At 66.4% G+C, this 12,086-nt stretch carries 3 protein-coding genes; 1 reads left to right on the plus strand and 2 read right to left on the minus strand.

Going from position 1 to position 12,086, the window contains the following annotated elements; genetic code table 11:
- Positions 1–195: 195 nt before the first annotated feature.
- Together ABLE71_RS16125 and ABLE71_RS16130 are read right to left on the minus strand one after the other, a co-directional pair.
- Positions 196–4,362, minus strand: a complete 4,167-nt coding sequence (locus ABLE71_RS16125) for a translocation/assembly module TamB domain-containing protein (protein WP_348784444.1) — start codon at positions 4,360–4,362, stop codon at positions 196–198.
- Positions 4,363–4,365: 3 nt separating this feature from the next.
- Positions 4,366–6,327 carry an autotransporter assembly complex family protein gene (locus ABLE71_RS16130; RefSeq protein ID WP_348784445.1) on the minus strand — a complete coding sequence of 654 codons (1,962 nt, stop codon included), beginning with the start codon at positions 6,325–6,327 and terminating at the stop codon, positions 4,366–4,368.
- A gap of 269 nt (positions 6,328–6,596) precedes the next feature.
- Here ABLE71_RS16130 and ABLE71_RS16135 point away from each other — a divergent pair, with 269 nt between their 5' ends.
- Complete coding sequence (locus ABLE71_RS16135; protein WP_348784446.1) at positions 6,597–12,077, plus strand: alpha-2-macroglobulin family protein; 5,481 nt, start codon at positions 6,597–6,599, stop codon at positions 12,075–12,077.
- The last annotated feature ends 9 nt before the right edge of the window (positions 12,078–12,086 follow it).

Consider the following 12,086-nt stretch of genomic DNA (forward strand, 5'->3'; position numbering starts at 1 on the left):
GAGAACCCGTAGAGAATGTGCAACTTTGGATGGGAGCCGGTATGCGCGAATGCGACAAACTTGGCGCAAAATTGTTAACGCGGCGAGATTCCGGAAATCCTGCCGACACGATTAGAATGAGACGGTCGCGTCGACACCGACAGCGCCAGAAGCGCTCCTGAAGTAAGGCCAGAACGTCCGCGCCCGGGAAGCTGCTCAATACTCGCGTTCGAAGAAGATGCCGCCCTTGGCTTCCCCGCCGTCGTTCGCCTCGCCGCGCAACTTCACGCCCTTGCCGATATCGAGATCGATCTTGGCCTTGCCGGAGCCGGCCTTGTCGCCCTTTTCCAGCGAGAAATACGTGCGGTCGTTGAGGTATTTGCCGGCCGATACTGAAGTGCTTCCGTCCTCATTGGTCCTGATATCGAGATCGTCGACGCCGATCTGGCTGCGCAGCGACTGAAGCAGCGATGAACTGCCGCCCGCACCGGTCAGCGATGCCGCCGCATCCGCAAGCTGGGCGATCTGCAGCGGCGACAGGTTGGACATGGACCGGCCGAAGATCAGCTGCGCCAGCGCCTCGTCCTCTGGTAGCGCGGGCACGGAGGAGAAATTGAATTTTGGATTGTTGGCCGGGCCGCTGATCGTCACCGTAACCGTGGTGCTGCCGACGTCCGAATCGGCCGCGAAGTCGAGGGTGGGGACCAGCGAGCCGGCGAAGCTGATCGTGCCGCGCGAGAAGATGAGCCGCCTGCCGAGCACGGAGAGCCGGCCGCGCCGCAGCGTGAACTGGCCGACGGCTTGCGGCGCCGCGGTCGAGCCGGTCAGTCTGAGACTGCCGCCGAGTTCGGCGTCAAGGCCGCGCCCGGTGACGAAGATCTGATTGTTGGCGTTCACCGTCAGGTCGAGCGTCAGCGCCCCCGAGCCTCCGCCGATGGCTGTCGACGGCGCCAGCGCCGCTGCCTGCGCGTTCACCGCGGGCGTCGCATTCTTGTGCCTGACATCGAGCGCGGCGAGCGAGCCCGGCAGCCTGTCTGGCACGGTGATGACTGTCTTCTCGAGGTTCACCGTGCCCGACAGCACTGGCCTCGATAGCAGCGGCCCCCTGATGGCGAGGTCGCCGTTCAGCGTCGTGGTGACGACACGCCCGTCCGTGTAGCGCCCGTTGACGATCTTGATCTTGAGATCAGCCGGGAATCCGCTGCCGGGATTGATGCCGACGGTTCCCGAACCGGAGATGCTTCCGCCGGTCGATAGCGATCCGGTCAGCGTGCGCACGGTTGCGACGCCGTTCGCCATCGCGATCTCGGCGCGGATGTCGTTGATGGCGATGCCGGAAGCCGCGGCAACGAAACGCGCGCCCGATGTCGACAGCGAACCGCCGATGACGGGCGCGTTGGTCGTGCCGCGCACCTGCAGATTGACGTTCGAGCTGCCGGTGAGCGCCAGACCCGACGACGCCAGCTTAGAAGCCAGGAAGGAGAACGGCACGCCGCCCGAAAAATCGAGCGAGAGCGCGCGCGACCCCGTGTCCACCGTGCCGCCGCCCTTGAGGCCGAGGCCTCCACCGCCCGCAGCATTGGCCTGGAACTTCAGCCTGCCGCCGGTAAAATCGCCGCTGGACGCGACGGCGAACGCACCAAGGCCGGCAGAACGCGTCTGCGCCGTCTGCGCGCTCTTCCAGTCGATCGAATAACCTATGGCGGGATTGGCTGCCGCACCTGTAACCCTGGCGGTGCCGGAAATGGTCCCTGCTGCATCGAGGCCAGGCACGAAATTGTTCGTGACCGAGGCCGGCACGGCCGTCAGCGTGGCATTGAGATTCAGCGTCGAGCCCGCCGTTCCCGACACCAAGGCAGTGCCACCGCCCACGTCGACCGCGACCTTGTCGAGCGTCGTGGCGCCGCCAGCAATCTCGATCCTCGACGGGCGCGCCAGCGCCACCTTCAGGCCGCGCACGGTGGCCTGGCCGGAGGCTAGCTCGATCACGGTTCTGCCGTTCGCAACCTGCACGCGGCCGGAGGCGCGTGCCGGGATATCCGACACCGTCGCGCCGCCGTCGAAGCCTGTCCAGCCGGCCTGCTGGGTCAGCGTCACGTCGATGCCCTTTATCACCGTCTCGCCGGAAGTCACCGTCGCCGCCTGCACGCGCCCGGAGACGGCAGGCGCCGAAAGATAGTCGTTGACGGTAGCGTCGATCGCGACGTTGGCCGCGGTGATGTCACCGCGCGAAATCGCCTTGGTCGTGGCGTTCACGGCAAGTTCCGGCTTGCCGGCATCGTCGGTGAAGCTGATCGTGCCGTTGAGGTCGCCCTTCACCGTTTCCAGCGCAAGCGCTGCCAGCGCGCCGACATCGGGAAGCTGGAAGTTGACCGTGCCGAGCGGCAGGAATTTCTCGTCAAGCACCAGATCGCCGGCAATCCGGTTTGCCCCGAGCGATAGCGTCAGTCCCTTGACCTCGCGCCTGCCGCCAGAGGTTGACAGTTTGGCCTTGCCGTCGAGCGTCTCGCCACCGACCACGCCGGTCAGCGACACGTCCGCCGCTGGATTGTCGACGTCGGCCTTGCCTGTCGCGACGAGCTTCAGCCCTTCGATCTCGCGTCCCGCCGCCTGGATCCGGTCGCTGGTTACCGTCAGCGACACATCGGGCTTCGCCAGCGCCCCCTTTGCCGTCACCGCGAGGTCGACGGCGCCGGTCGCGCCCTGAGCCAGCAGCCCGACATTGCCCAGCCGGCCGGTGATGTCGGCGTCGATCTCCTGGTTTGCGGTGCGCACCTTTCCCGATGCCGAGAGCTCGCCCGACGAGATGGCGAAGGGATCGGCCGAAACCATTCCCTCATGGTCCCGGGAGATATCGGCCGTCAAGTTGACCCGTTCCGCAAGCGCCGGCCGCAACGAAGCCGGCAGCGCCGCCGACGCCACGTCGGCGTTGAGCTTCAGCGTCACCGAGCCATCGACCAGCGACACTTCGCCGGTGAATTTGCCCGCCAGCGCCTCGCTGCCGAGATTGCCGTCTGTGACAACAAGCGTATCCGTCGTCAGCGTGCCGGCGATCCCGGCGCTGATCTTGCCGGCGATCAGCGGTGCGATGGTCGGATTGTCGATGATCAAGGCTGCCGCGGTGGCGGTTCCGGTTACCGGCCCGCTGCGGCTCTCGATGTTGAAGGCGTCGGAATGCAGCGCTATCGCCAGATCGTCGAGCTCGGCGTCGTTGGTCGCCACTCTCGAAAGCGAGGCGGCGATGTCGAGGTTCGGCTCGCGCCCGTCGCCGATGGCGCGAAACGATGCCGACTGCAGCACCATGTCGATCGGGCTGTCTTCGGTGCCGAACGAGAGCGGCACGCCCTCTCCCGCCGCCTCGATCTGCAGTGCGAAGTCGCTGGCGCCTTCCGGGTCGAGCGTGCCCGACGCGGTGGCCTCGATGGCATTGCTTCCGATGGTGGCGCGCTCGACCTGGACGCCTCCGGCCCCTGTCAGGAGACCGGCGAAGTCAAAGCTCGATTTCCCTGATAGCAGCGGCTTGAGGTTCTCCGGCATGAAACGCTCGAAATCGCCGTCGCCCTTGGCCTCGATCGCACTGCCCCTGTCGGTCAACTGGTGCCGGGCCTCGACGCGGGTGACGACCGTCCCGTCGACGGCGAAGGTGCCACTGCCCGACCAGTCGGCCGCCGGCCCGCTGCCCGAAACGTTGATTTCGACCGCCGGCTCACCGGGAAGCTTGAGCAGATTGGCAAGGATGCCGCCCGCCGGTTCAGAGGCTCGGATGTCGATGCCAAGCCGGTTCTCGTCCGGCGCGAAATCGATCGATGCGTCGATATTGCCGGCGCGCCCGTCGCTGCGCGCGATGTTGAGTTGCGACACGATCTGCAGCGGCGAGGCTTCCGCACGCGCCGAACCTTTCGCCGCGACCGATGCGACGCCGCCGGCGAGCGCCGGCCCGAGCGCTATGTCGGGCAAGTCGATCTGCTTGAGATCGACCGAAACCGGCAGCGAGAACGGACCCGCCTCCTCCTTGGGCTCGCTCGCCGGCTTTGGCGCGCGCGCCAGCTCGATCCGCTCGGCGAAGATGCGGTCGGCGGCGAACGTCGCCGAGAAAAGCTTGAGCGGCGACCAATCGACCGCGACGTTGCGCGCCACGAGCCAGGGTCCGTCCGCGTCTTCCAGCACCACGCTTTGCAGCGTCAGATTGCCCGACCAGATGCCGTCCATGCCCGCGATCTTGATGATCCGGTCAGGCGAGGAAACGAAATCCGAGATCAACCCTGCAAGATTGTCCCTGCCCCGCTCGGTCAGCGTCAGCACCGCGACGGCGGCGATGACGAAGGCGAGCGCGGCATAGATCGTGTAGCGGAGGATGCGCAGGAAAAGCTTGACGAACCGCATTGGTCAGAACGCCTGGCCGACGCCGGCATAAATGGCGAAGTCCGGATCGCCCGGCTCGGGGTTGACCGGCACCGCCGCGTCGATCCTGAGCGGCCCGAACGGCGTCAGGTAGCGCAGGCCAACGCCCGCGCCGACCTGGAAGCGCGCCGAGCCCAGGAATTCGTCCTCGGACACCGTGCCGGCGTCCACGAACGGCACGATGCCGATGGTCTCGGTGACCTGCACGCGCAACTCGCCGGACAGTTCCATAAAGGAGCGCCCGCCGATCGGATTGCCCTCGGGATCCTTGGGGCCGATGCCCTGATATTCGTAGCCGCGTACCGATCCGCCGCCGCCGACATAGAACCGCCTGTCAGCCGGAATGTCTTCCACCGACGCGCCCAGAATCGACCCCGCAGCCACCCGCCCGGCGACGACGAAGCGCTGCGCGTCGTCGATCGCCTTGTAAGCGGAGAGTTCGCCGCGGAACTTCACGAAGGTCGCTCCCGTGAGAAAATCATGAGCCGGTTCCGCAAAGGCCAGCGCCCGGAACCCACGCCTCGGGTTGAGCTTGTCATCGCGATTGTCAAAAACGTATTGCAGCGGGATGCTGGCTATAAGATGGCGCTGTCCGTCGGGGTGATAGAAGTCGGAGACGTCTTCGTATTCCAGCGAGACTTCTGCCGAAGCGCTTTGCTCGCGCGTGAATTGGTAAGACACGCCGGCCGCGATCTCGGTCGAGAAGCGGTCGTAGGCGTCGGGATGCTCGTAGACGGTCCGGAATCGCGAGAAGAACTTCGAATCCGGTCCGATGACCCCCGGCTTCTCGAACAGGATCGCGGCGCTGTAGTTCAGCTCGCCGAGACCCGAAGTGTCGTTGCTGTCGAAGTCCGAGGTGTCCTGGTCGCCGATACCGCTGATCGAGCCTTCGATGCGCAGCGTCTCCCCGCGTCCGAAGAGGTTGCGGTGGCCCCAATAACCTTCAACGCCCAGCCCGTCAGTGCTGGAGAAGGTGGCGCCGACGCCGTAGTAGCGCAGCTTTCGCTCGCTGACCTCGACCTCGATGGGGATCTGGCCGCTAGCGTCGAGCGTCTCCGCTTCCCTCACCGTCACGCTCGAAAAGACGCCGAGCGCCAGCAGACGGTCGCGCGCCTCCTCCATCTCCTTCGGCGAATACTGCTTTCCTTCCTTGAGCCCGGTCACATAGGCCGTGAAATCTGGATCCATGGTTTCGGTGCCCGACACCACTGTCGGGCCGTATCCCGCGACCGGCCCGGCCTCGACGGCGAGCGTCACGTCGAGCGTGGCCGTATCGTGGTCGGCGACGATGTCGCGGCCGGTTATGGCCGCGAGCGGCCGCCCGTCTTCTTTCAGGCGGCGTACAATCTCAGCTTCGGCCTTGAGGATCGCGCGCGACCCGGCATCGCCGCCTGGAATGAGCCCGAACTCCGCCGGCGCGAGGTCGGCCGCATCGCCGCCGAGCGCTATTTCGCCCAAGGTGAACACGGCGCCCGGATCGATGGTGATCGTGACTGGCACCGGTCCTGCTCCGAAATCCGCATCGGGCGGCAGATCGTCGATGGATCGCCCATCTATCGCGATCGTGACGACGCCGTCGTAACGTGACCCCGAATAGAGCGCGGCGACCAGCTGTTCGCGATCGGCGCGAGCCTTCGCCATCAGGCCAAGCGACCCTGAAACCGGGCGCTTGACGTCCTGGACCAGCGAGGAGGCCTTATCGAGCGCCTCCTTGAGCTTCTCGTCGTCGCCTTCGACCGTCAGCGTGACGGTGTAATTGAGCGGGTCGACGATGTCCTCTCCTTCCTCGTCGTCGGAGCCGAAAAGCTTGAAGCCGAACAGTTCGAAGGCGTTTGCCGCCGGCGCATGCGTCAGGGCGGCAGCGCCTGACAACAAGGCGCAGAGCAGGAGCCGCGCGCCGCGTCCTGCTATCAGCCTCCCTGTACTCTCCGCACGCTTTACTGCCATTTCCGCCAAACTAACCATCAAAACTAAAATTGAAATGAAGTTCTGAAGCGCTCGTAAAGGGGCCACAATCGATGTGTCAGAAATGGCACTTGAAGCTCTCGTCACCGCGATTTTTGTTTTTTGCGTTCCGGTGCGGAATTTGCGACATAGCATGTAGGGCGGGATGCGCAAACCAAACCGTGACAGGCGGCTCCCTGTCTCCGTTGGGCGCGTTGGCGGATCTGGCTGCGCCACGGTAGGGCAGATCGTGTTTTTGGGGGAGATGCGGCATGCACGCGCGTAGGCTTTCGGTTGTTTCGGTTCTGACGTTCCTTTTGTTCGCTTTCGTCAATGCCGCCTGGGCCGTCGAGGCCCGCCAGGTCGTCACTTCGGACAATTCCGACTATTTCGGCTTCGATCTGAGGTCCGAGCAGAACGTTACGCTCGACCAGTGCAAGACGTCCTGCCTTGGCGACGGCCAGTGCCGCGCGTTCACCTACAACACCAAGGCGAAATGGTGCTTCCTGAAGTCCGATTTCGCGACCATCAAGCCATTCAGCGGCGCGGTCGCGGGCAAGGTCGTTCCGATCAGCGGCGACCCTGACATCGGCGCACCGCCCGCTCTCACCTACTTCCCAGCCTGGATGGTCGACGAAGCCGCCAGCATGCGGACCCGGTTGACCAACGGGTCCGTCGCGGTCGGCGAGCAGGGCCTCGCGGCTCTGGCCGCCGCCGGCGATGCTGCGCTGCTTACCGGCGACCCGCGCACGGCCGTCCAGCGCTTTACCACCGCTGTCGCGACCGACCCCAATGACGGGACGCTGTGGCTGAAGCTCGCGCGCGCCGTCCTTGCAGTCCAAGCCATCAACAGCCAGGAAACGGCGTCTCTGCAGAGCGACGCCACGTCGGCCGCCTATAACGCCTATCTCCTGCTGCGCACCGCCGCGACACGCGCCGATGTGCTGGCCACCATCGCGGTAGGGCTCGATCGACGCGAGTTGTTCCGGCCCTCGCTGCAGGCCTACGAGGCCAGCCTCGCCTTGGACAATTCGGCCTCGGTCCGAGCCGAATACGAGGACCTCAAGGCCCGCAAGGGTTTCCGCGTGGTCGAGCACAAGGTCGAGGCCGACAGCGCCTCGCCGCGGGTTTGCGCCCAGTTCTCCGAGGACCTCGTCAAGGCCGGCGTCGACTATGCCCCCTTCGTGACGGTCGAAGAGACGGCGCCCAGGAGCGTCGAGGCCGAAGGTCGCCAGATTTGCGTCGAGGGACTTGAGCACGGACATAACTACCGCATAGCCTTCCGCCCCGGCCTGCCGGCGGCGATCGGCGAGGTGCTCGAAGGCCCGGTCGTGCTGTCGATCTACATCCAGGATCGCGCCCCGACCGCCCGCTTCACCGGCGACAGCTTCGTGCTGCCCTCCACCGCCCGGCGCGGCATCCCGGTCGTTACCGTCAACATGGATGTCGCCGACATGAAGCTCTTCCGCGTCGGCGACCGCTCGCTGGCGCAGCTCCTTTCCGGCTACCAGTTTCTCCGCCAGCTCGACAGCTACGATCTCGACAGCGTCTCGACCCAGCTCGGAGCCCCGGTCTGGGAGGGCGAACTGGTCATCGCCAACGAGCTGAACAAGGAAGTGACGACCAGCTTCCCGGTTGACGAGGCGCTGCCCAACCGCAAGCCCGGCGTCTATGTGCTGACCGCGCAGCCCAAGGACGACCGCACCGATTCCTGGATTTCGCGCGCCACCCAGTGGTTCGTCGTTTCCGACATCGGCCTGTCCACTTATACCGGCCAGGACGGCCTCAACGTCTTTGCCCGTTCGCTCGGGACCGCGAAGTCCCTCGCCAATGTCGATTTGACTCTGCTTGCCCGCAACAACGAGATTCTCGGCACCGCCACGACCGACGCCGAGGGCCGCGCCACCTTCAACCCCGGCCTCAACCGCGGCGAAGGCGGCATGGCGCCTGCCGTGCTGATGGCCTCCAGCGGCGACCAGGATTTCGTCTTCCTCGACATGACCAAGGCCGGCTTCGACCTGTCCGACCGCGGCGTGGCGGGCCGCGAAGCGCCCGGAGCGCTCGACGTCTACGCCTGGACCGAGCGCGGCATCTACCGCGCCGGCGAGACCGTGCATGCCGCGGCCCTCGCGCGCGACAGCGCTGCCGATGCGGTCGAGAACCTGCCGCTCACCTTCATCTTCACGCGACCCGACGGCGTCGAGGACCGCCGCATCGTGTCGGACGGCGCGTCGGCCGGCGGCCATGCCGTCGATCTCGGCCTGTCGTCCGCCGCCATGCGCGGCACCTGGACGCTGGCTATCCACACCGATCCGAAGGAGCCGCCGGTCGCCTCCCAGGCTTTCCTGGTCGAGGATTTCGTGCCCGACCGCATCGAGTTCGACATGACCTCCGACAAGCCGGAGATCGCCGCCGGCGAGACCGCTGATATCACCGTCGACGGCCGTTTCCTTTACGGCGCGCCGGCTGCCGGCCTCGCGCTGGAGGGTGAGCTTGCGCTGTCCACGAAACGCGAGTGGGACAGCTTCAAGGGCTATTGGTTCGGGCTCGCCGACGAGCAGGACGTCCAGGCCAACCGGGTACCGCTTCCCGCGCTGCCGGTCATCGGCGACGACGGCAAGGCGACTTTCCCGGTCGCCATCGAGCAGCTGCCCTCGACCACGCGGCTGATCGACGCCACCTTGACCGTGCGCATGCGCGAAGCCGGCGGCCGCGCCGTCGAGCGATCGCTCGACATCGCGGTGCGCCCGACCGCCGATATGATCGGCATCCGGCCCGATTTCGCCGGCAACGAGGTTCCGCAGGGCGGCACGGCTAAATTCTCGATCATCGCATCAGATGCCTCCGGCAAGCGCAAGGCGATATCAGGCGCGCTGTGGAAGCTCGTCAAGCTTGAGCGGAACTACCAGTGGTACCGCTCCGGCAACTACTGGAACTACGAGCCGGTGACCACCACCGAGGCGGTTGCGTCAGGCACGGTCGATATCAGCGCCGACAGCGAAATTTCCATCTCGCAGGCGGTCGACTGGGGCCGCTACCGGCTGGAGATCGAGACGCCCGAACCGGGTGGCCCGGCTACCAGCTACGAGTTCGACGCCGGCTGGTACGTCACAGCCAGCTCTACCGAGACGCCTGACGGCCTGGAGATCGCTCTCGACAAGGATACCTACGCGCCCGGCGAAGTGGCCAGGCTGAAGATTTCGCCGCGCTTCGGCGGCGAATTGCTGATCGCCGTCGGCGCCGAGAAGCTGATCGCCACCGTCTCCGCGACGGTGCCCGAGGGCGGCGCCACGATCGATATCCCCGTCGGCGCGGACTGGGGCGCCGGCGCCTATGTCACCGCCACGCTCTACCGGCCGGGCGAGGCGCCCGGAACCGATAGCCAATCGCGCATGCCCGCCCGCGCCATCGGCGTGAAGTGGCTGAAGGTCGACCCCGGCCAGCGCGAGCTCACCGTCGCCACAGCCGCGCCGGAAAAGTCGACGCCGCGTTCGACCCTCTCGATCCCGGTCGCGGTGACGGGGGCGGCGCCCGGCAGCGACGCCTACGTGATGGTCGCGGCCGTCGATGTCGGCATCCTCAACCTGACGAAATACCAGGCGCCCGATCCGGAAGCGTGGTTCTTCGGCCAGCGCCGGATGGGCATCGAACTGCGCGACCTTTACGGCCGCCTGATCGACGGCTCGCTGGGCGTGGCCGGCCGCATCCGCACGGGCGGCGATGGCGCGGCCTTGTCCGCCGAAGGCAGTCCGCCGGTCGAGAAGCTCGTCGCTTTCTTCTCCGGAGCCGTTCGCCTCGACAATGACGGCAAGGCCACGGTGGAATTCGACATTCCGCAGTTCAACGGAACCGTGCGCATCATGACAGTCGCCTGGACGAAACAGGCCGTAGGACACGCGGTCCAGGACGTCATCGTGCGCGATCCGGTCGTCATCACCGCCGGCCTGCCGCGGTTCCTGGCGTCGGGCGACCAGGCGGTCATGCGGCTCGATATCGCCAACACGGACGGTCCCGACGGCGACTATGCGCTCGCCATCGAGACGTCAGGCGACATCTCTACCGGGGCGCTGCCCGACATGGTGACGCTCACCGGCGGCCAACGCATCACCATGACCGTGCCGCTGATTGCCGAAACAGCAGGCGATGGCGGCGTCATGATCCGGCTCACCCACCCGGACGGCCTCGCCGTCGAGCAGGCGCTTGCCTTGCCGGTGCGCCCCGCGGCGACGCCGGTCACCACCCGCATGGTCGTCGACCTCGGCCCGAACGGCTCGTCGCTGCGCGTCGACCGCGAGCTTCTCGCCGCTAGTTTGCTCGAAGGCGCGACGGTAAGCGTCGGCGTATCCCAGGCCGCTGCCTTCGACGTGCCCTCGATGCTGATGACGCTCGACCGCTACCCCTACGGCTGCGCGGAGCAGACGACCAGCCGCGCGCTGCCGCTGCTCTATGTCAGCGAACTTGCGGCAGGCGCCGGCATGAAGGACGAACCGGAGCTGAAGCAGCGCATCCAGGACGCCATCTGGCGCGTGCTCAACTACCAGTCCTCGTCGGGCAGTTTCGGCCTCTGGGGACCGGGCTCGGGCGACCTCTGGCTCGACGCCTATGTCTCCGACTTCCTGACCCGCGCCCGCGAGAAGGGTTATGACGTGCCTTCACAGGCGATGAGCCAGGCGCTTTCCAACCTGCAGAACTCGCTCGCCTACGACATCGACCTCGAGGACCGCGGCTCCGAGATCGCCTATGCCCTCTACGTGCTTGCCCGCAACAAGCGGGCTTCCGTCGGCGATTTGCGCTATTATTCCGATACGCAGATCGAAGCCTTCTCGAGCCCGTTGGCGGTGGCGCAGCTCGGCGCGAGTTTGGCGCTCTACGGCGATGCGCAGCGTTCGGAGGCGGCCTTCACGGCGGCGCTCCAGCTGGCAAAGAACACGCCCGACTACGACTGGTATCGCTCCGACTACGGCTCAAAGCTTCGCGACGGAGCGGCCATGCTGGCCCTCGCCGCCGAAAGCCGGCCGATGCCGTCGGTCGTGCCGGAGCTCATCCGCATCGTCTCGGCCGAACGCGCCGCGACGCGCTGGACGAGCACGCAGGACGAGGCCTGGATGCTGCTTGCGGCGCGCGCGCTGCAGGCCGGGAACGCCGCGCTCCAGCTTACCGTCGACGGACAGCCCTATACCGGCGCGTTCTCCAGGACGGTGACGGGCGAGGAGCTCCTCGCCCAGCCGATCGTCGTCGGCAACGCCGGAACGGCCCCGATCCAGGCCGTGGTCACGACGGTCGCGGCACCTGCCCAGCCGCTGCCCGCCGGCGGCGACGGCTTCACCATCTCGCGTGCCTACTACCGGCTGGACGGCAGCGAGGCGAATGTCACCGAGGTGACGCAGAACGAGCGTTTCGTCGTCGTCCTGCAAGTCACGGAGCAGAACAGCTGGGCTTCGCGCGTGCTGGTCAACGACCTGTTGCCGGCAGGTTTCGAGATCGACAATCCACGCCTGGTTTCCAGCGCGGACCTGGCGAATTTCGGCTGGCTGCAGCGCACCGACGCGGCGCATCTGGAGTTCCGCAACGACCGCTTCATCGCGGCCTTCGACCGCGAGGACGGCTCCGACCGAAACATCACGCTCGCCTATGTGGTGCGTGCGGTGACGCCGGGCATCTTCGTGCATCCGGCCGCCGGCGTCGAGGACATGTACCGGCCGCAATATTCGGCCCGCACCTCGACCGGCATGATGGAGGTCAAGGCGCCGTGACCGAGGCAA

This window comes from Mesorhizobium sp. KR9-304, assembly GCF_040049215.1.
Lineage (GTDB): Bacteria > Pseudomonadota > Alphaproteobacteria > Rhizobiales > Rhizobiaceae > Mesorhizobium_K.